The following is a 19,439-nucleotide window of genomic DNA, read 5'->3' on the forward strand; positions in this document are numbered from 1 at the left end:
TTTCTTTAATGTAACATGACACGGCAAGTCATTTACTACCTCTTTGTAAGCGCTTGGTGTAGACTCAAAGATAGGAGGTGTTATCTATGCCGATCAAAACATTACCTGAAGATCAACTCGTCACCATGAGTCAATTTGTCGTGAAAGATGTCGCTAAAGCTTTTGACTTTCCCTATTATGTCAATGATCTCACACATGACGCAAATTTTGACACTGAGCACACAGCAACCAAGTTAGAATTTGAGCTCACCTTGTTGAATGATCCTGATCCAGAACGGACCATCAGTTTTTACAGTGATGCCAGCGCTGACCCGATTATGGGTGGTGCTGCATCAGCGCAGGTCATCGTTGAGTCAGGGATTACCTTCGTTTATTTGAATGATGGTTACAAGGATTCCTACCTCATTATCATTCGTGATGGTAAAGTGGTCCAAAACCTTAAGCTTGAACAACAAATTCTGTCCGGCCCAGAGGTAGAAGATTTGATTGATAATGTGATGCCAAAAGCAAAATAATTTTTTGGTGTCAAAAGGCAGCCGGATTGCGGCTGCCTTTTTGGTCGCTTGTGATGCGTCAAACTGATGATCGTGCAGATAATGACAAAGCGCTGATAGCCTCTGAAACGTGAGAAAAGGCACAACGCAACTAAAGATACCTTTTCTTGCTCAACAAAAAAACCACCACGAGGGTGGAAAAGTTTGGGGGAACTTTTTTGGGAGTGTAAGTTAATGTGTAAGCTTAAGGCTGAAATACATCTGCCTTATTGACCTAAGTATAGCAATTCACTAACTCTTAGGTGGTTCCATTTTCAACAACAATTCTGTTCATTTTATAAATCCACTTATATATTCATAAGTTTTAACTACAAAAAAACAGCCCTATTGGCTGTTTTTGGTTTATTTCTTGTCCAAACCATACTTCTTGTTGAAACGATCAACCCGACCATCGGCCTGAGTGAATTTCTGCTTACCGGTGTAGAAGGGATGGGAGTCGGATGAAATTTCAACCCGGACTAATGGGTATTCCTTGCCGTCTTCCCACTTAACGGTTTCTTTTGAAGTTTTGGTGGAACCTGAGATAAATTTGAAACCAGTTGCTGAATCCATAAAGACAACTGGATGATAATCTGGATGGATGCCTTGCTTCATAATGATTACTCCTTTTGCCCTAAATCATTGCCTGATCTAGAGATACTCTTACAACAACTCTAATAGTCTATCACGGTCATGGTTCAAACGCAATCTCAATCAATCAACTCAACATCTGCGCCGAGGCCACGTAATTTCATGACGACACGATCATAACCACGCAAGATATTATCAACTTTGGTAATCGTTGTCGTGCCTTCCGCCATTAAACCGGCAATCATTAAGCAAGCACCTGCGCGAATTTCTTCAGCTGCAACTTCAGTGCCTTGCAAATGATCGCAATGATGCAAAATAATGACGTCATTTTCAATAGTAATATCCGCGCCCATTCGCAACAACTCAGGAATATGCCGAACTCGTTTAGGATAAATGGTATCAATGATCAAGCCCTCGCCATGAGCTTTCAGCATTAGCGGGGTGATGGGTTGCTGCAAATCAGTTGCAAATCCTGGATAAGGCATGGTTTTAATCTGAACCATTTTCAAATCACCAGACGGGTAAACGAAGATACTGTCCTCACCGACATCCATGACGACACCCATTTCCTCTAATTTAGCTAAAAAGGCATCTAAATGTTCGGAAATAATATTTTTGACTTTCACACCTTCGCCGATGGCAGCTGCCATCGCCAAATAAGTCCCCGCTTCAATTCGATCAGGGATGATGGTATGTGAGTTGTGTGCTTCAAGGGTTGGCACGCCGTCAATCCGAATCACATCGGTACCAGCGCCACGAACCTTAGCCCCCATATTATTCAGATACGTGGCTAAGTCGATAATTTCTGGTTCCTTGGCAGCATTTTCGATCACGGTCCGGCCTCTTGCTGTTACCGCAGCCAAAATGACATTGATCGTAGCACCGACGGACACCATATCCAAAAAGATGCGTGCACCGTGCAAGCCTTCAGCTGGTGCCTTGATGGCCATCGCGCCGTGTTCATTGCTGACGGAAGCCCCCAGTGCCTCGAACCCTTTTATGTGCTGATCAATCGGTCGTGGTCCAATATCATCACCGCCGGGCAAGCCGACAATTGCTTTACCAAACCGCCCTAATAACGCTCCCATGAAGTAATAGGAAGCGCGCAAACTTTTTATTTTGCCATTTGGCAGGGGAACATCGTTAATTTCAGTTGGATCAATCGTTAGGACGTTCTCAGTAAAATCCGATTTGACATTCATGTCATCCAGAATCGCCATCAAATTATAGACATCCTGAATATGTGGAACTGAATCAAGTGTGACCGGGGTGCGTGACAAAATCGCCGCCGGAATCAAGGCAACGGTACTGTTCTTCGCGCCGCCGATCACAACTTCACCGGATAATTTCTTCCCGCCGTGGATCAGCATTTTTTCCATTGAGTTAAATCCTCACTTAAAGGTCGTTCATTTCAAATAGGCTGAAGCTGGCCTGCATCTATGCTTCAAAATAAACTGCGATTTCTGGTAGGCGAGGCACAACAAACTCATCATGCACTCAACATACAAGTTTAATGAATTCTATGGGAAAAAACAAGGACTAAAAGAACAGAGCGCGAACTGGCGCGATTAGAAACCGGAATGTACGTGGCCTTGGCCGTAATGGTCGCTCTTTGACCATTGCGGCCATGGTCCTTACATGCAGGTTTCTGCGCCAGCGAGCGCGTTTAAGAACCTGAGCTGCCCCCCGAGTGCTTCATCTGCCAAAAAAGCCGTCCCAAAGTAATGATACCTCAGGACGGCCTTTATAAATCAATGAAACCTGCTATTAAGCTTTAAAATCGCCTGCTGCCTGAATGAAGGCTTTGAATAATCCCTCCGGCTTGTTTGGCCGCGATTGGAATTCTGGGTGATATTGTGGGGCAACGAAGAACTTGTTCTTCGGATATTCAATAATTTCCATCAAGCGGTTGTCTGGGCTGACACCGGAAAATACCAAGCCGTGGTCTTCCATTGCCTGACGATACTTGGTGTTGAATTCGTAACGATGACGATGACGCTTTTGAATTTCATGGGCATTGTCATAAGCCTTCGCTGCAACGGAACCTGGCTTCAGAACACATGGATAAAGGCCAAGTCGCAAGGTACCGCCAAGATTTTTGACACCCACTTGATCACGCATCAGGTCAATGATCGGGTCCTTGATATCAGGTTGCGTCTCAGTTGTACCAGCATCTTTCAGGCCCAGCACATCACGCGCAAATTCGACTGAGGCCATCTGCATACCTAAGCAAATGCCAAGGAATGGAATATCGTTTTCCCGAGCATAGCGAATCGCGGCAATTTTGCCTTCCAAACCACGATCACCGAATCCGCCCGGAACAAGAATCCCATCAAAGCCTTGCAACAAGCTTTCAACGTTATCGTCATTGACATCTTCAGCTTGGAACATTTGCAGATCAATATCAGAGTCCCAATAGTAGCCCGCATGCTTCAACGCCTCGGCAACAGAAATATAAGCATCTTTCAAAGCAACGTATTTACCAACCAAGGCAATCTTAGTGGTATGGGTCAAATGCTGAACTTTATGCTCAAGCTGCGTCCAAGCACGCATGTCGGCATCAGGCACATCAAAGCCGAAATGATCGACCACAATCTGATCCATGCCTTGCGCTTGTAATGCCAGCGGAATTGAATAAAGCGTCTTTGCATCGCGTGATTCGATGACCGCATTTTCCGGAACATCAGTGAAAAGCGCAATTTTCTTCTTCATATCTTCCGTGATCGGTTTTTCAGTCCGGACAACGAGCATATTCGGCTGAATCCCAATACTACGCAATTCCTTAACACTGTGCTGAGTTGGTTTCGTCTTCATTTCATCGGCCGCGCGCAAGTATGGTACAAGGCTAGCATGAATATAGAAAACATTTTCCGAACCAACATCACGCTTCATTTGGCGAATGGCTTCAAGGAATGGCAATGATTCGATATCGCCAACCGTACCGCCGATTTCCGTGATAATCACACCGGAGTCGCTATGCTTTGCGGCCCGCATGATCTTCTCTTTGATCATGTTGGTAATGTGGGGGATCACTTGAACGGTCGCACCGAGGTATTCACCGCGGCGTTCACGTTGCAGAACTTCAGAATAAATTTTCCCGGTTGTGACGTTGCTGTACTTATTCAGGTTGATGTCAATAAACCGTTCATAATGGCCAAGGTCGAGGTCGGTCTCCGCGCCATCGTCGGTAACGAACACTTCACCATGTTGATAAGGGTTCATCGTCCCAGGATCGACATTGATATAAGGGTCGAATTTTTGAATGGTGATCTTCAAACCGCGATTCTTTAACAAACGACCTAAGGATGCCGCAACAATCCCTTTACCCAATGACGATACGACCCCACCGGTAACAAAAATATACTTGGTCATAGCCAGTCTCCTTTTTTAATAATCGGGAAAAAACAAAAACAAGCTCCCTATTCATACGAACAGGGAGCTTGAACCGTATTGGCTTTACATTTTGTAAAGCGCCCAAGCTGTATATTAACTAATTGTGGCAAAGACGTCAAGACCTAAAACTTAAGTATGAAATGTCCCAAATAATCATAAATAACATCACGTCTCAAAGACAGCCTTAAAGTCAGCTTTCAGCTTCCGCTATAAATCCTTTAATCATGGACTTTTCTCGGTCGTCCCTGACGATAGGGTGCACCATTTTGATGTGTGTTTTTTGCCTGCTGAAAAGCCGCAAACCAATGTCCGAGTGTTGTTGGATTAATGTTAAGCTCTGATTCAGCTGCTTTCGCGAAGTTTTCCCATGCTGTTCGACTAATTTCAGTATTACCTCGAGCATTGCGCGACTCGCGAATGAACTCGCCAACCAAACGGCGGAACTTCACTTGCTGGTCATGGCTCATGCGCAAATAATCTTGTTGCCCAGTTGTTTCCATTTGCTGGATGCCGGTTAATTCACGGGCATCATTATCGATCGTAAAGAAGGAACGGATGGGAATCGCAATGTACAAAATATACGCTGCCTTGGGCACAAAAATAGCTAAAATCATAATCGCAGCGATCATGATAACATTTTCTAAGTTGTGCTCCCCATAAATACTGGTATAAATTTTCCGCATTTCGTCTTTATCATTGGCTTGTTGATGCACGATTGTCCTTGATATGAGTCGAAATACGACAATTACCAAAAAGTAGATCGCACCATAGATAATCACAGAGATGGATTCAACATCTCCTGACATCAGTCGCGTCAATGCTGGCACCAGTGACAGTAGGAAAACCAAGATGAATTCCCAAAGCACGATTCGTCGTGGAATCTGATCAACGGTGCTGAACAAAGTTGCTTGCTGGTACCAAATATTCGCCACGAAACAGAAACTGACAGCATACACCCCAACTGCCAAAAAGAAATTAGTAATGTTGGCATGATGTTCCCAACTTTGCGCAGGCAACTCCAAGACCATAATGGTAATAATAATCGCAAGAATAGCGTCAATGAACGTATCTAACCGGGTTTTAAGTTCTTTTGAAATCATCGTAGATCCCCCTCTTGTTAGAAAGTATCGTGCTTTGTCAAAAATTGTCAACGGTCTTAAAGCGTAAAAGAACATTTAGGAGCAGTCAACTTGTAACACTCGCACTTTTAAGGTTTTTAGGATACCACAAATAGCGGTAAAACACGATCATCTTGGTCAGTATGCCACTTCTAGGATTTGCCTACTAGTGGACCTAAAATGAGCTTCATAACAGGCTCGCAGTCGCAAAAACCTATTCAGCCCCAATTCAGAAAGTGGATCCACAGACGCAGCAAACTATATACGAGCCTCCAAAACTAAAACATCAAAACCAATCCATGTTGACCTGTATCGGCTAGTACTTCGGGTGCTAATTGCGCCTGCTCGCGCACACAAAAAAAGCCGTCCCCACAAGACATGGGCACGGCTCGCCAAACATTACTTTTTGGTGTCGCTATCGTCATCATCATCTGAATCGCTGTCGTCATCATCGTCATCAGAGAAGTCAGCGGTGATGTCATCGTTATCATCATCATCGTCGCTGTCGTCATCGCCGAATTCGGCTAGCTGACCTTCGATACCATCTGGCAGCCCATCATCTGGGTCGTCATCACTGTCATCGTCTGTGTCAGTCGTCTTCCCGACCTTGTCGTGGAAGCCTGAGTCATCGTCATCAAAATCATCGTCGTCATCGCTATCTGCGTCGAGATCCTCATCTTCAGGATCATCATCGTTATAGTCGATCACGTCATCATCGTCGGCAACGTCTGCTAAGAAGGCATTGACCTTCTTACGCTTCTTACGACGTGGTGCCTCTTCTTCATCTTCCGGATGGTTAACTTCTTCATCAACGGAATCGTATGGATACCAAGCGCGCAGGCCCCAAACGTTATCGCCTAAAGAAATGAAACTGCCATCCACGTTCAGATCCGTGTAGAATTGCGGTAAACGTTCACGAATTTCTTCGTCACGCTTACCAAGATAATTCTGGATCTCGTTGGCCAGATCAACGAACGCCATGGTATCCCCTTTTTCTTTGAGGATCTCATGGGCTACTTCGATCATTGATAATTCTGATTTATCGGCATTGGCAAATGCTTTGAGTTTCAACCGATACACGCCCTTTCCACAGTTTATACAGTCTGTTTTTCATCATACACGCTCAGGCGTTGAATTGCAATCTCAATCGATAATCACCCAAGTGCTGGTTATTAGCAAAAAGTTGATATTCAATGTAAACTTCACCTGCCACAGGTTCAGTTGTCATGCGCACGTCAATCCGTGGCGTGACCGTTTCAACCGGAATGATACCGTACGGTGTGCGATAGCGCGTCAGCACGCGCTTTTCATTGGCAAAGAACAGTTTCAGCTGAGTGTCGCCGTTGCTGCTGCCACGCGACAACTGAACATCGCCATCTTCACGCAGCTTCATCGTCACCGGCATACTGGTCCCAGCATCTTCGTCAACTTCTTGGTAACGAATGTATAAAGCGTTTCCCATCTGCACCAACGTTCCAGGTTCGTCAAAAACATGTGTCTCATTGTCCTCACCCTGCGTCACAAACGTCTCAAGGTGAATTTGAATCGGCACTCCTTGTGAAAGATCCATAATGTCAATCCTTTCTAACAGCTATTGTACGCCCACTGGTCAAACTGGTCGAGTCGTAACAATTATCCATGTTTCAAATCACTTACTGCAAGATATGCAATGAAAATGCAGTTCCAACTGACGTGGCTTGTTACCTTAGTTATAATATAAGTAATCTATCATATAGAAAGAAGGCGCGTGATGGACTTGACAACACTGGCCGGCCAGCAGGCAGCAATTTTTCAGCAAAATTTTACAAAAGACGAGGCGCCGCTCAGTTTTGCCCATACTAACGCGTTATTGGCACATCCTGAATTGCACCCGCCTTTGATGCTGCATTTCTGGACGGCAGACCAAACCGTCATTCTAGGCATGCAAGATCTAAAATTGCCGCAACTCGGTCGTGGATTGCGGGTATTGGCAAGTGATGGCTATGGTTTCTTCGTTCGTAATTCTGGCGGTTTAGCGGTCATTGCAGACCGTGGGGTTTTGAATGTATCGCTATTTTTGCCAAATGAAGACGAGCTTTCAATTAACGGCGCATACGAGTTGATGACCCAGCTTTTCCGCACCGCGTTTCCGAGTCTGCCAATTGCGACCACTGAAATCGTCCACTCTTATTGTCCCGGTAAATACGACTTAAGTGTTCGCGGACAAAAGTTTGCGGGCATGGCCCAACGTCGTAATCGCGCCGGCATCGTTGTGATGCTTTATTGCAGTATTTTCGGTAATCAAGACGCTCGTTGTGCCTTGCTTCGGCGATTCTATCATGAAGGCAAGGCTGCTGCCAGCTCACATTTTACCTTCCCCGTGATTCGATCCGAAACCATGACGACTCTTAGCGACTTACTGGGACGACCGTTAACGCTTGAGCAAGCAACGGTCGCCTTGCTAAATGCCTTGGCTGACACTGGCATCGCCGCTGATATGAATTCAATGCCAACCCTTTTGCGCGATCCAGCTTACCATAAGGCGCTGGCAGAAGCGACTGCCGATTTGCACACGCGCAATCGCAGCCTAAAAAAGATGGGAGAACATGATGCTATTTGAAAAGTTACCTCGCGAAAAAGTCTTTCGCGATCCAGTTCATAATTATGTCCATGTGCAACATCGCGTCATTCTGGACCTGATTAATACCCCAGAATTTCAGCGATTACGCCGCATTAAACAGCTCGGCGTTTCTGATTATGTTTTTCAAGGCGCCGAACATACTAGGTTTGCCCATTCACTTGGTGTTTATGAAATTGCCCGTGAAATGTGTGACAACTTTGTCAACAACTATCCGACACAAACACCTGGCGATGGCCTATGGGATGACGCCGAACGGCCAGTCGTGTTATGTGCCGCCTTGCTGCACGATATCGGCCATGGTGCCTATTCGCATACATTTGAGCACATTTTCGACACCGATCACGAGGCGATTACGCGAGCAATTCTCACGGATCCGCATACGAACGTGAACAAAATTCTGCGTGGTGTCGGTCCGGAATTTCCTGAGATGGTCGCATCGGTTATCAACCACACCTATCCGAATCCGCAAGTCGTGCAAATGATCTCCAGTCAGATTGATGCTGATCGGATGGATTATTTGTTGCACGATGCTTATTACACCGGCACGAAGTATGGTCTCTTCGACCTTTCGCGAATTCTGCGAGTCATGCGACCATACTCGGATGGCATCGCTTATGAAGCCAACGGCATGCATGCGGTCGAGGATTATGTTGTCAGTCGGTTTCAGATGTACCAGCAGGTTTATTTCCACCCTGTGTCTCGTGGCATGGAAGTCATTCTTTTCCATCTGCTAAAACGTGCCAAATTCCTGTATGAGTCCGGTCAGTTTGAATCTGGCTTTTCGCCGCGGCTACTCGTGCCATTTTTTGAACAAACTTTTAACCTCACCGACTATTTGAAACTCGACGATGGCGTGTTAAACACTTACTTCACTTACTGGCTAGATTATCCAGACAGTATCTTAAGCGATTTTGCTGATCGCTTCTTGAACCGCCGACCACTGAAGTCTGTGACCTTTACTGACCAAACAGCCTATCTCTTGCCACGCTTAAGGGATTTGGTAGCATCAGCCGGCTTTGACCCGCACTACTACACAGCGGAAAATGATAGTTTTGACTTACCATATGACCAATACGACCCAGCTTCCGCAAATCCAAAAACGCAAATCGAGATCATGCAAAAAGATGGGACGCTTGAGGAGCTCTCCACCCTATCACCGTTAGTCGCGGCACTTAGCGGTCGGGCAACCGGTGACAAACGGTTCTACTTTCCAAAAGAAATGCTAGCCACGCAAGACAGTAACCTGTTTTCGCCAATTTATGAAAAGTTCCAGCATTATCTGCTGAATGGCGGTCTCATTGATCCACACTTTAACGATTGATGACTGCCTTATCGCTTAGGTTGATTGGCTAGCCATTTGGCAACTGCCCAACGGTGGGTCGGTCGTTTCAGCTCAGCGAGGGCTAGGTCAATCGGCATTAACATCAAGGTATTAAAAGTTTCCAGCGGATCTTGTACAAACGCCAATTGATCACAAGCAAAAAAAGTTGCCGGATGATAGTAAGCTGTTTGACGGTGATGAGAGTAAAAATATTCAGATGACTTGCCCAACTTTTGGGTGACATGAACGGTTGCGCCAAATTCTTCTAACAGTTCGCGTGCCAACGTGACTTCTGGCGTTTCGCCTTCCTCGACGCCGCCGCCCGGCAAGAATAAGGCGTGGTTGGGCGCCTGCAGAATCAGCAACCGAGCGCCACTATGATCCGGTATGACGCCATATGCGCCAATCCGGGTATGATAATCTAACTTTGGATCTTTTCGGCCAAACACAGGATCGATCATGTTGATTACCTCCGCTTTTAATCACATTATACCCTAATCATTTTTTAACCTCTACACAAGGAGACTTTCCAATGTCAGCTCAGGAACTTTTTATTATTTTTGCGATACCGATCGTATTAGGTGTCATCTTCGCTTTTAGTTTCACCGTGGAGCCGCGACGGTTGATTAATGGTGTCTTGTTTAATTTTTTCGCGGTCACGTTTCTTGTGGCGTTAGCGATTGCCATTTTAAGGTCAGGCAATTTGTTGCTAATATCGGTCACCGGCGTATTGTTCCTGATCATTATTTTGATCGTTGCCTTGCTCTTTGCGTTGCATTTATTCTGGTTGTTGTGGAATGCCATTCTGGTTTGGCGGCGTGAAGGTCATTCATTGAGCAATATGCTGACTTTATATATTGCAATTGGTTTGTTGCTGATCGAAATTGCTGCTTCTTTTGGTCGCCGGTTCATTCCTGATCCGTTGTACTTCTCTCTTGCAATCTTTTTTGGTCTCGGCGGCTTTTATGTGCTCTTAACGTTGTATAATTTTCTTACAGTTTTGATTCTGTATAACTTTCGTCCGCAACCGCACAATCGTACATTTCTCATTGTGCTGGGCGCCGGTTTGTTACATGGCGACCAAGTTTCACCGTTGCTAGCGAGCCGAATCGATGCTGCGATCAAGTTCTATCGCAAACAAATCAAAAAGGGCCGACCAGCGCCGCGAATTATTTTTTCTGGCGGTAAGGGGAGCGATGAGGCCATCTCAGAAGCGATGGCCATGCAACGATACGCTTTAGGAAAAGGCATCGCTGAAGGTGACACGCTTCTTGAGGATCAGTCAACCACCACATTGGAAAATATGCAATTTTCCAAACGTCTCATTACTCAAGAAATTGGTGAATCACCTTATAAGGCTAGCTTTTTCACAAATAATTACCATTTGTTTCGCGCAGGCATCTTTGCCCGCATGGCTGGCATTGCCGCCAATGGTGTCGGCGGCGCGACTTCGTTCTACTTCCTACCCAATGCGGTGATTCGCGAATACCTCGCCTTAGTGGTTCTATGTAAGCGACGGCATGCTGTCGCATTTGGCCTCATTGTCTTGATTGCGATTGCTGAATTCTTACGGGTTTGGCATCTGGGATAAGCCGCAGAGATGCAGCATAAGTGTTGATTTCAGTATACTAATTTTGAAGGGAGTTACTGTTTATGTTAAAAGAATTTCAGAAATTTATCATGCGAGGTAACGTGCTAGACTTAGCCGTTGGGGTCATCATCGGCAGTGCCTTCACTGGTTTAGTCACCTCTTTAACTAAAAACCTTATCAACCCGATTTTATCCATGTTTGCGGGCAAAGCTGACCTCAGCGGGCTTTATTTCACGATATTGGGCGCCAAGTTTACATATGGGAATTTTATCAATGACGTGCTCAACTTCTTGATTATTGCTTTTGTAGTCTTTCTGCTAGTCAAAGGTATTAACCGCATTTTACCGTCAAAACCGGCCAAACCAGCTGGTCCGACACAAGAAGAATTGCTAACAGAAATTCGCGATCTGTTAAAGCAAGATCAACAGGTCTAATAACCTAAAACAATCATCTTGTACAACGCTTTATCCCATAAATATAAAAAGTGGCCTCGTTGCAGTATTTGCGCGAGGCCACTTTTTATATGAATAATTGAATATTAACGCTTGTTTGACAACTTGATTCTTTACCAAAAGCTTGGGGTTTCATAGCTGTACATTAATTTAAATTCAACAAATGGGGTTTGGGACATTGACAAACAATGTCATCAATTCTAATGTGGTTTGTTTAATCTTCGGGGTTATCGCGCATCAAATCGGTTTTCTTGAGGACAATGCTTTGAACAAGGCTGGCGTCTTTAACTGGTTGATGTACGGCTTGCTCGCCTATGTCTTTGGTCAACTGAGTGCCACCACGCCAGCTGTGCTTGGTGGTATTGTCCTCCAAATCATTGTCCTAATTGCCTTGGGCGTTCTGGGCATGTTCTTAGCATCGCGGCTACTTGCTAAACCATTCGGTATGTCTTGGCAAATGGCATTTTCTTGCTCGCTGACAGCTCTTTTTGGCTTCCCAGCGGACTACATCCTGACTTCGGAAGTGGCGCGAGCGATGGCAACAACCGAAGATGAAGAGGAATACTTAACCCAACAAATGATGCCGAAGATGCTGGTTGGCGGATTTGCCACAGTTTCCGTCGCCTCAGTCATCATCGCCACCATCTTCTTAAAACTGCTCTGATAAATTGGCACAGTATTTACACCGGTAGCTTGAAAAAATGACAGTCATTGGTGACTTCTAAGAAAGCATTCAAAAGTCTGGTTTATTGATCATCAACGCACATAAAAAGCGACAGTCATCTAATCTATTTCAGATGATGACTGTCGCTTTTGTCGTTGTCATTAAAATGTTGGTTGTAAATGAATGGCCAAAACACCAAAGCTTGCTTCCTGCCATGCTGTGTATAGCTGATACGTATCTGCAACCATTTTCGTTTCGGAATCCGTTGCTGCACTGCCTACCTGCGGACCGCGATATTTGTGATACAACTCAGCAAAACTGGTGAATTTTTCCAGGGCACCTACTGTCCTGCGCTGTGTTTGTGCCGTTGTGGTGTCTTCAAACACAATCGTATCGCCAACTTTTAATTGTTGCCGTTTTTCATCATTGAGTCTGATCTCAATCGTTTTGCTGCCTTGTTTGACTAACAAAAACTGATCGTGAGCTAATCCCATTCGCATCTGCCGGTTGTGCCCCCTTTTCAGCTAATCTCAGTGGCTGTTAATCTAATGACGCTTTGTCTGATGCAAGTAGTTGGTTACTGTCTCGGCAAACAAAACCAACGGTGGATCCAGCAGTAGAACGGAATAGAAAAAGGTCACCAACATCACCACTCAAGCATTTACACGATAGTCGCTATGCAACTTTTCACATTATATGACTTTCTTGCGACTATATGTCGTTTATTTGCTTCAACACCAATGATGCAGGTAAATAAAAAAGCCGTACCTGAATATAGGTGCAGCTTTTTTAGTACTATTTCGTAAACCGATTTTCAAACAACGGTGTCACGGAACGATTTTCCTGAATCCGCATGATGGCGCGACCCATCAGCGGACCAACTGAAACCACATCCAGTTTATCCATATGCTTGTCAGCTGGAAGATTAATGGAGTCAGTCACAACAACCTTTTCAATAGCTGAGTGGGTCAAGCGTTCAACAGCCGGACCAGAGAAGATGGCATGGGTCGCGGCCACGAGCACTTCGGTCGCACCGGCATCCTTCAATGCTTGAGCAGCGAGCGTAATGGTGCCCGCAGTGTCGATCATGTCATCAATGATGATACATTGTTTGCCAGTAACATTACCAACAATATTCATCACTTCCGCAACATTCGGACGCGGACGGCGCTTGTCAATGATCGCAATCGGTGCCTTCAAGAATTCTGCTAGTTTTCGGGCACGGGTAACACCGCCATGGTCAGGTGACACGACAACGGTGTCGGCACCATCGTAGTGATTCCGTAAGAAGTAATCTGCCAGCAATGGGGCGCCGACAAGATGGTCAACCGGAATATCGAAAAATCCTTGAATCTGCGCGGCATGCAGGTCCAGCGCCAAAACACGTGTGGCGCCGGCACGTTCTAACATGTTGGCAACAAGCTTGGCTGTGATCGGTTCCCGTGAACGGGCTTTCCGATCCTGACGGGCATAACCGTAATAAGGCATAACCACGTTGATCGTATGCGCAGAAGCGCGGCGCAAAGCATCGATCATAATCAACAGTTCCATCAAGTTGTCGTTAACCGGGCTGGAAGTGGATTGGATGAGATAAACATCATCCCCACGAATACTTTCTTCGATGTTGATTTGAATTTCACCATCGCTGAACCGCTTAACCGACGACTTTCCTAGTTTCACACCGACCTCGGCAGCGATTTTCTCTGCCAACGGCTTGTTCGAATTCAAAGCAAAAATCTTTAATCTCGGGTCACCGTATTGCTCAGACATATGTTCCTCCACGAATTGTTATGGGCTGCGAAAAATTGTTCCACAGAAATCTTAGCGGACTGACGAAAAAAAGCAAGCACATGAATAGAATTATAACCTAATTCCAATCTGGATCTTTTGCCAGCGGCAGGCGTTTCCAAAAATCATCTTTGTTGGTTTGTCGTGCGCGGGCGATGGCCATCGCGTGAAACGGGACATCTTTTGTGATCGTTGAACCAGCAGCAATAAAGCTATGGTCAGCAACATCCACTGGCGCCACAATATTGGAATTTGAACCGATAAAGGCATGATCGCCAATCTTGCTTTCCCACTTCTGAACGCCATCATAGTTGACGAAAACAACGCCGCAACCAACATTAATATCCGTTCCCAAGGTCGCATTGCCAACATACGTTAAATGACCAACTTTGGTGCGGGCACCGATCTTGGCTTTTTTAATTTCGACAAAATTGCCTAGATGGACGTATTCGCCGATGTCAGCATCAGGCCGCAGATGCGAATTTGGACCAATGTCACTATGAGCGTGCATCACGGCATGCTCGATGGTTGAACTAGTTACTGTGACATCATTTTCCAGTGTGGCATCGACTAGTTCAGAGTGGGTACCAATATGGCAATCTTCGCCAATGACTGTTTTCCCCTTCAAGTAAACACCGGGTTCAATCACGGTATCGGCACCGATTTTGACCTCGGTATCGATATAAGTCGTTGCTGGGTCAATTAAGGTCACACCATTGCGCATATGCTGTTCATTAATGCGCTGCTGCATCAGGCGGGTTGCCCGCGCCAATGCGACCCGATCATTGACGCCCAATGATTCGGTATAATCTGGCATCTGATAGGCAGCCACTTTTTCGCCAGCGTCGCGCAAAATGCCTAGTACATCTGGCAAATAATACTCGCCTTGGGCATTATTATTATTCACTTGATGCAACGCCTTGAACAGAGCCTGGTTGTCAAAGACATAGACGCCGGTATTGATTTCAGAAATCAATGCTTCTTCCGGCGTTGCATCTTTTTGTTCTACATTCTTCACGACATTGCCGTCTGAGTCGCGAATAATGCGGCCGTAACCGGTTGGATCAGGAGCACTGGCAGTCAAAATAGTCGCCTTTGCGCCTTTGGCTTCGTGATAAGCAAATAAATCATTCAACGTTTTGGCGGTAAACAATGGCGTATCACCACTGATAATGAGGGTTGCGCCTTCTTTTTGACCAAGTAACGGTTCAGCTTGTAAAACGGCATGTCCAGTTCCCAACTGTTCAGATTGCAAAACAAACTTCGTGCGCTTGCCTAGCGTTTCTTCAACTGCTTCTGCGCCATGGCCAACAATTGTTACAATGGCATCGGGATGGATGGCTTCCACCTGACTCACCACATGCTCGACCATACTTTTGCCACAGACCGGCTGTAAAACCTTGTAATACTTTGATTTCATCCGCGTCCCTTTACCGGCCGCAAGAATAATGGTGAATTTCTTTGACATGTTTATGCTCCAATCCTAATATTCTGTCTTCATGATAGCCCAGCCACGGGAAGCTGACAACAAGTGGGTGGCTTGTGTCTGTGGCTGTCCACAACAACAGACCCATGTTGCCACGGGTCTGTTGTTGACTATGATTGGCTTATGACTTTTGTATGTCATCGTCATTGGCTGAATCCTGCCTAGCAACAGGATCTTTTGGTTGTGACTGGAAGGTGCTAATTTGGGTGGTATCGGTCCATGCATCGTAAAAGAAACGGTGATGACGCGAAATGATTTCCCATGCAAAATTGATGAGAAAGAGTAGCGACAAGAGGCCAAAGAATCCCAGCGCCGCTAAATTGATTTCGGTTCGATGGAAGGCGCCGAAATACTCGCCAAAAAATTAATTCAATCCCATAAAGCTCGGCAAAGCCAGCCCGTAAAGCAGACTCTCACGTAAAAAGAGACGCCAGAACCCAATCGGCTGGCCATTTGTCCGAACTATTTTGATTCGTACAAGACTTTTTCCCAGTGTCTGCCCTTGATTAAATGCTGGCCAAAGAACAAAGACAAAGAATAGCGGCAGGACATAATTGCCGAGAAAACCTGGTAGCTGATCCAGTCCCAGCAAATGCAGCAGGATTTGAATTAACACGCCAATAATCCCACTGAAGAGAAAGAAATCAATGATAAACGCAGCAAATCGGCGAGCCAAAGTCACCCGAGCACCGCGCGCCTGACTTTTCGCATCAATGATGTCCCGTGACGGCAACGCGCGCATCAGAATTGGTGCAAACACACCGCCCAAAAAGCCGCCTGTCGTATTCAAAATCAGGTCATCAACGTCAAAGAGTCGATACGGACGCGGATAATAACCGTAGAGTCCTGACAATTGCGTCAGTTCGAAGAATAAACTTAAGCCAAAACTCATCAAAATAATCTGCGGCACGCTGCGTTTGAAGTAATAGCGCAAGTAAAAGCCAAACGGAATCGTCAAAATGACGTTAAAGAACGGCTGAATGAAAGCGGATTGCTTTAACGCTGCCAACCAAGTATGCGGATTGGTTGGCACGAACACGGTTGTATGCACGAAATAACGCAACGCCATGAAGGGTTCCAGATTATATTTAGGCCCGGTGAACTGCGCAACTGCTGCTCGCGAAGGCAACGGCAAAATAATCAAAAAGTAGGCTGATAGCAGATAAAAGACGAACGAGTAGATCACGACTGCACGCCACCAGCTAAAGGCACCGTACCGTCGATAAACGACGACCAGAAATGGTAATGCCAACACCAGCGCTAAAAACGGAAACGTGATGATCGCAGTTCTGACCGGTCCGAGATAAGCACTCATTGACCAGCCACCTCGAGTAGTTGACGATTCTGATCTAGAAAATTGCCAGCTGTGGCATGAAGCGTATTGGCTTTAGTGTCCACCTTGTCAACCCGAATCAATGATGTATATTCACTGACCATCCGATCACCGTCGAACTTACCTTCAGCGAAAACCGTGATACCGACCATTTTGGCATTGAATTCATCAATCAGAGCCTTCATGCCATTGACGGTGCCGCCGCCTTTCATGAAGTCGTCCACAATCAGAACTCTTGAGTTAGCTGGCAAGCTGCGTTTACTCAGTTCCATCTTTTCAATTCGCGCAGATGAACCGGACACATAGTTCACGGACACTGTGGAACCTTCCGTAATCTTGGAGTCGCGGCGCACAATCACAAACGGCACATTCAGATACTGACTAACACTTTGCGCAATTGGAATACCTTTGGTTGCAACCGTCATGACAGCATCGACATGGGCCTCGCGATATTGGGTGGCAATTAATCGCCCAATTTGCCGTAGCACACTAGGTGTTCCTAACAGATCGGAAAGATAAACGTAGCCGCCTGGCAATAAGCGATCTGTCTCGGATAAACGTTTGGACATAGCGGCAATAAAGTTTTCCGCCTCATCTTCTCCCATGATCGGAATATAGCGCACACCGCCTGCCGCGCCTGGCACCGTTTCAAGAATGCCCGTCTGTCGCTGGGCAAATGTTCGCCGGACAATAGCCAGATCTTCACTGATAGAAGACTTCGCACTCTCATACCGTTTTGAGAAAAAAGTCAGTGGAATCAAGGTATGCGGTCGTTCTAATAAATACCGGGTCATATCAATTAACCGGTCACTTCGTCTTACTTTCATCATTTCGCTCCTAACACCGAATATTTAGCACCACACTAACATTGCGTGATAATCTCAACAAGTATAAACGTTTTAACCGAAAATTTCGACCCTTTTGCGTTGTTTTTTCAACGAACGTTCGCATTTGCTCATCTTGTGTTTCTTTTTAACTGAAAAATTGCTACATCTGATTGGCTTCTTACGCCATTCTATATTAGAATGATTATAAAGAGTAAAAATGAGGAGGGCAAACCATGAATTGTTTTGAACTGAGTCATGTGACGTTTGCGCCGGAAAAAAATGCGATCCTGCATGACATCAATGTGACGATTCCGTGGGGTGCAGATCTTACCATTGCCGGTCATTCGGGTTCAGGAAAAAGCACCTTGCTTCGTCTGCTGGCGACGCTGCTAACACCAACGAGCGGAACCATTCGCTATAATGGCAAACCGCAGGACGATTATGATCCGATCAGTTATCGCCGCGAAGTTTCTTATTGTGCGCAGCAGCCCGCTTTGTTTCATGGCACCGTTGCTGATGATCTGCAGTTTCCATTCACCATTCGTCATCAAAAAATGCCCCGTGAAGAAGCCGAGCGTGCTTTAGAAAGCGTTGATTTAGCCAAAACCATGCTCGACGATCCGGTCAAAAACCTTTCCGGCGGCGAACGTCAGCGAGTGGCGTTGTTGCGGCATCTTTTCTTTCCACCAAAAGTGCTGTTACTTGACGAAGTGACTGCTGGGTTAGATCCTGACACCAAAACGGTCATTCATGCCTTATTACAAAAACAAAATGACCAAGGTATCACCTTGATCCGCGTCACCCATGATGAAGGCGAGATTCAAGCCGCGAAACAATTGCTGCGGCTAGTTGCTGGACAATTCGAGGAGGCCGCTCATGAGTAATCAGCTCATTGTGTCACCCATCACCTTATTGCTAGCACTTATCTTGGTCTTGATTGCACTAGCGATCAACCTAAAAGAAGATCTCGGCATGACCAAAGATTTGATTATCGGTGTTGTGCGGGCTGTCATCCAGTTGACTGTTGTTGGTTTCGTCCTGACCTACATCATCAAAGCCGATACTGTCTGGCTGACGTTGGCCATGATTGCGGTCATCATTTTTAACGCCGCTTGGAACGCTAAAAAACGCGCCGGGACAATTCCAAATGCGCTCGTGACGAGTTTGTTGGCGATCACCACCGCGACTGGGTTAACGCTGGTGATGCTGGTCGCGGTCAAAGCCATCCGTTTTGTCCCGTCACAAATCGTCCCAATTTGCGGCATGATCGCCAGCAACGTTATGGTGGCAATTGGCTTGGCTTATCGCAGTTTGAATACAGAATTCAATGATTTACGGCAACAGGTCCTTGAACGTTTGGCACTCGGCGCTGATCTCAAGCAAGCCAGTCAATCGCTCATTGTCAATGCAATTAAAACTGGGATGGCGCCGACGATTGATTCAGCAAAAACGGTAGGGTTGGTCAGCTTGCCGGGGATGATGTCGGGGTTGATTTTCGCGGGTATTGATCCCACCAAAGCCATCATGTATCAGATCATGGTCACCTTTATGTTACTGGGCGCCACCAGTATCGGTAGCTTTATTGCCGTTTACCGCAGCTATCCACGCTTTTACAATGCCCGTAAACAACTGCGCTAAAAAATCGTCCAACGAATCATTTGACAACCACATAAAAAACGTTGTGCTCGCATTGGCCATGCGGACACAACGTTTTTTAAATTA

18 protein-coding genes and 2 pseudogenes are annotated in these 19,439 nt (G+C 45.9%); 8 read left to right on the forward strand and 12 right to left on the reverse strand.

The window, feature by feature from the left end; translation table 11 throughout:
- Window positions 1–86 precede the first annotated feature (86 nt).
- Window positions 87–515, forward strand: coding sequence for a hypothetical protein (locus LBPC_RS13035; RefSeq protein WP_003567685.1), 429 nt, complete (start codon window positions 87–89; stop codon window positions 513–515).
- Between the two features lie 381 nt (window positions 516–896).
- On the opposite strand, the gene LBPC_RS13040 is transcribed toward LBPC_RS13035, so the two are convergent.
- The 6 genes from LBPC_RS13040 to LBPC_RS13065 all read right to left on the reverse strand — a co-directional run bounded on the left by LBPC_RS13040 (window position 897) and on the right by LBPC_RS13065 (window position 7,205).
- Entirely contained in the window at window positions 897–1,148 is a 252-nt protein-coding gene (locus LBPC_RS13040; protein WP_003567687.1) for a type B 50S ribosomal protein L31, read from the reverse strand.
- Between the two features lie 95 nt (window positions 1,149–1,243).
- A complete protein-coding gene (locus LBPC_RS13045; RefSeq protein WP_003567689.1) occupies window positions 1,244–2,503 on the reverse strand; it encodes a UDP-N-acetylglucosamine 1-carboxyvinyltransferase in 1,260 nt (419 codons plus the stop codon).
- Between the two features lie 388 nt (window positions 2,504–2,891).
- A complete protein-coding gene (locus LBPC_RS13050; RefSeq protein WP_003662689.1) occupies window positions 2,892–4,496 on the reverse strand; it encodes a CTP synthase in 1,605 nt (534 codons plus the stop codon).
- Between the two features lie 239 nt (window positions 4,497–4,735).
- Window positions 4,736–5,617 (reverse strand): TMEM175 family protein, encoded by an 882-nt coding sequence (locus LBPC_RS13055; protein ID WP_016365606.1) that lies wholly within the window; start codon window positions 5,615–5,617, stop codon window positions 4,736–4,738.
- Window positions 5,618–6,034: 417 nt separating this feature from the next.
- Window positions 6,035–6,706 carry a DNA-directed RNA polymerase subunit delta gene (rpoE, locus tag LBPC_RS13060; protein ID WP_003658743.1) on the reverse strand — a complete coding sequence of 224 codons (672 nt, stop codon included), beginning with the start codon at window positions 6,704–6,706 and terminating at the stop codon, window positions 6,035–6,037.
- Between the two features lie 52 nt (window positions 6,707–6,758).
- Window positions 6,759–7,205 carry a YwiB family protein gene (locus tag LBPC_RS13065; protein WP_003567697.1) on the reverse strand — a complete coding sequence of 149 codons (447 nt, stop codon included), beginning with the start codon at window positions 7,203–7,205 and terminating at the stop codon, window positions 6,759–6,761.
- A gap of 180 nt (window positions 7,206–7,385) precedes the next feature.
- Here LBPC_RS13065 and LBPC_RS13070 point away from each other — a divergent pair, with 180 nt between their 5' ends.
- Together LBPC_RS13070 and LBPC_RS13075 are read left to right on the forward strand one after the other, a co-directional pair.
- Window positions 7,386–8,234 (forward strand): lipoate--protein ligase family protein, encoded by an 849-nt coding sequence (locus LBPC_RS13070; protein WP_003662687.1) that lies wholly within the window; start codon window positions 7,386–7,388, stop codon window positions 8,232–8,234.
- Window positions 8,224–9,576: an HD domain-containing protein gene (locus tag LBPC_RS13075; RefSeq protein ID WP_003576490.1), complete on the forward strand. Its 1,353-nt coding sequence runs from the start codon at window positions 8,224–8,226 to the stop codon at window positions 9,574–9,576. The genes LBPC_RS13070 and LBPC_RS13075 overlap by 11 nt, the downstream gene beginning before the upstream one ends.
- A gap of 8 nt (window positions 9,577–9,584) precedes the next feature.
- Here LBPC_RS13075 and LBPC_RS13080 read toward each other — a convergent pair whose 3' ends face one another.
- Window positions 9,585–10,037, reverse strand: a complete 453-nt coding sequence (locus LBPC_RS13080; RefSeq protein ID WP_003567704.1) for an NUDIX hydrolase — start codon at window positions 10,035–10,037, stop codon at window positions 9,585–9,587.
- A gap of 71 nt (window positions 10,038–10,108) precedes the next feature.
- Here LBPC_RS13080 and LBPC_RS13085 point away from each other — a divergent pair, with 71 nt between their 5' ends.
- The 3 genes and pseudogenes from LBPC_RS13085 to LBPC_RS13095 form a co-directional block, all read left to right on the forward strand.
- Complete coding sequence (locus LBPC_RS13085; RefSeq protein WP_003662685.1) at window positions 10,109–11,167, forward strand: YdcF family protein; 1,059 nt, start codon at window positions 10,109–10,111, stop codon at window positions 11,165–11,167.
- A 62-nt stretch (window positions 11,168–11,229) separates the two neighbouring features.
- Entirely contained in the window at window positions 11,230–11,601 is a 372-nt protein-coding gene (gene mscL, locus LBPC_RS13090) for a large-conductance mechanosensitive channel protein MscL (protein ID WP_003571482.1), read from the forward strand.
- 181 nt (window positions 11,602–11,782) lie between these two features.
- Window positions 11,783–12,283: pseudogene (locus tag LBPC_RS13095) on the forward strand (hypothetical protein); the annotation flags it as partial.
- Between the two features lie 161 nt (window positions 12,284–12,444).
- On the opposite strand, the gene LBPC_RS13100 reads toward LBPC_RS13095, so the two are convergent.
- From LBPC_RS13100 to purR, 5 genes and pseudogenes are all read right to left on the reverse strand, one after another.
- Window positions 12,445–12,783: an ASCH domain-containing protein gene (locus LBPC_RS13100; protein ID WP_016365539.1), complete on the reverse strand. Its 339-nt coding sequence runs from the start codon at window positions 12,781–12,783 to the stop codon at window positions 12,445–12,447.
- 295 nt (window positions 12,784–13,078) lie between these two features.
- Window positions 13,079–14,053 carry a ribose-phosphate diphosphokinase gene (locus LBPC_RS13105; protein ID WP_003567718.1) on the reverse strand — a complete coding sequence of 325 codons (975 nt, stop codon included), beginning with the start codon at window positions 14,051–14,053 and terminating at the stop codon, window positions 13,079–13,081.
- Between the two features lie 97 nt (window positions 14,054–14,150).
- A complete protein-coding gene (gene glmU, locus LBPC_RS13110) occupies window positions 14,151–15,539 on the reverse strand; it encodes a bifunctional UDP-N-acetylglucosamine diphosphorylase/glucosamine-1-phosphate N-acetyltransferase GlmU (protein ID WP_003581112.1) in 1,389 nt (462 codons plus the stop codon).
- A gap of 139 nt (window positions 15,540–15,678) precedes the next feature.
- Window positions 15,679–16,872 (reverse strand): annotated as a pseudogene (locus LBPC_RS13115) (VanZ family protein).
- Window positions 16,869–17,717 (reverse strand): pur operon repressor, encoded by an 849-nt coding sequence (purR, locus tag LBPC_RS13120; RefSeq protein WP_003567724.1) that lies wholly within the window; start codon window positions 17,715–17,717, stop codon window positions 16,869–16,871. The pseudogene LBPC_RS13115 and the gene purR overlap by 4 nt, the downstream one beginning before the upstream one ends.
- 233 nt (window positions 17,718–17,950) lie before the next feature.
- Between purR and LBPC_RS13125 the strand changes: the two genes are divergently transcribed.
- Window positions 17,951–18,601 carry an ABC transporter ATP-binding protein gene (locus LBPC_RS13125; RefSeq protein ID WP_003662676.1) on the forward strand — a complete coding sequence of 217 codons (651 nt, stop codon included), beginning with the start codon at window positions 17,951–17,953 and terminating at the stop codon, window positions 18,599–18,601.
- Window positions 18,594–19,355 (forward strand): ABC transporter permease, encoded by a 762-nt coding sequence (locus LBPC_RS13130; RefSeq protein ID WP_003567728.1) that lies wholly within the window; start codon window positions 18,594–18,596, stop codon window positions 19,353–19,355. Before LBPC_RS13125 ends, LBPC_RS13130 begins: the two co-directional genes overlap by 8 nt.
- Window positions 19,356–19,439: the final 84 nt, after the last annotated feature.

It is taken from the genome of Lacticaseibacillus paracasei subsp. paracasei (assembly GCF_000829035.1).
Classification (GTDB): Bacteria; Bacillota; Bacilli; order Lactobacillales; family Lactobacillaceae; genus Lacticaseibacillus; species Lacticaseibacillus paracasei.

Coding starts and splice junctions, on each gene's coding strand:
- LBPC_RS13130 (WP_003567728.1), top strand. CDS start 18,594: ATGAGTAATCAGCTCATTGTGTCACCCATCACCTTATTGCTAGCACTT.
- LBPC_RS13125 (WP_003662676.1), top strand. CDS start 17,951: ATGAATTGTTTTGAACTGAGTCATGTGACGTTTGCGCCGGAAAAAAAT.
- LBPC_RS13080 (WP_003567704.1), bottom strand. CDS start 10,037: ATGATCGATCCTGTGTTTGGCCGAAAAGATCCAAAGTTAGATTATCAT.
- LBPC_RS13105 (WP_003567718.1), bottom strand. CDS start 14,053: ATGTCTGAGCAATACGGTGACCCGAGATTAAAGATTTTTGCTTTGAAT.
- LBPC_RS13055 (WP_016365606.1), bottom strand. CDS start 5,617: ATGATTTCAAAAGAACTTAAAACCCGGTTAGATACGTTCATTGACGCT.
- LBPC_RS13075 (WP_003576490.1), top strand. CDS start 8,224: ATGCTATTTGAAAAGTTACCTCGCGAAAAAGTCTTTCGCGATCCAGTT.
- LBPC_RS13070 (WP_003662687.1), top strand. CDS start 7,386: ATGGACTTGACAACACTGGCCGGCCAGCAGGCAGCAATTTTTCAGCAA.
- LBPC_RS13035 (WP_003567685.1), top strand. CDS start 87: ATGCCGATCAAAACATTACCTGAAGATCAACTCGTCACCATGAGTCAA.
- glmU (WP_003581112.1), bottom strand. CDS start 15,539: ATGTCAAAGAAATTCACCATTATTCTTGCGGCCGGTAAAGGGACGCGG.
- LBPC_RS13065 (WP_003567697.1), bottom strand. CDS start 7,205: ATGGATCTTTCACAAGGAGTGCCGATTCAAATTCACCTTGAGACGTTT.
- LBPC_RS13040 (WP_003567687.1), bottom strand. CDS start 1,148: ATGAAGCAAGGCATCCATCCAGATTATCATCCAGTTGTCTTTATGGAT.
- purR (WP_003567724.1), bottom strand. CDS start 17,717: ATGAAAGTAAGACGAAGTGACCGGTTAATTGATATGACCCGGTATTTA.
- mscL (WP_003571482.1), top strand. CDS start 11,230: ATGTTAAAAGAATTTCAGAAATTTATCATGCGAGGTAACGTGCTAGAC.
- LBPC_RS13045 (WP_003567689.1), bottom strand. CDS start 2,503: ATGGAAAAAATGCTGATCCACGGCGGGAAGAAATTATCCGGTGAAGTT.
- LBPC_RS13050 (WP_003662689.1), bottom strand. CDS start 4,496: ATGACCAAGTATATTTTTGTTACCGGTGGGGTCGTATCGTCATTGGGT.
- LBPC_RS13100 (WP_016365539.1), bottom strand. CDS start 12,783: ATGCGAATGGGATTAGCTCACGATCAGTTTTTGTTAGTCAAACAAGGC.
- LBPC_RS13085 (WP_003662685.1), top strand. CDS start 10,109: ATGTCAGCTCAGGAACTTTTTATTATTTTTGCGATACCGATCGTATTA.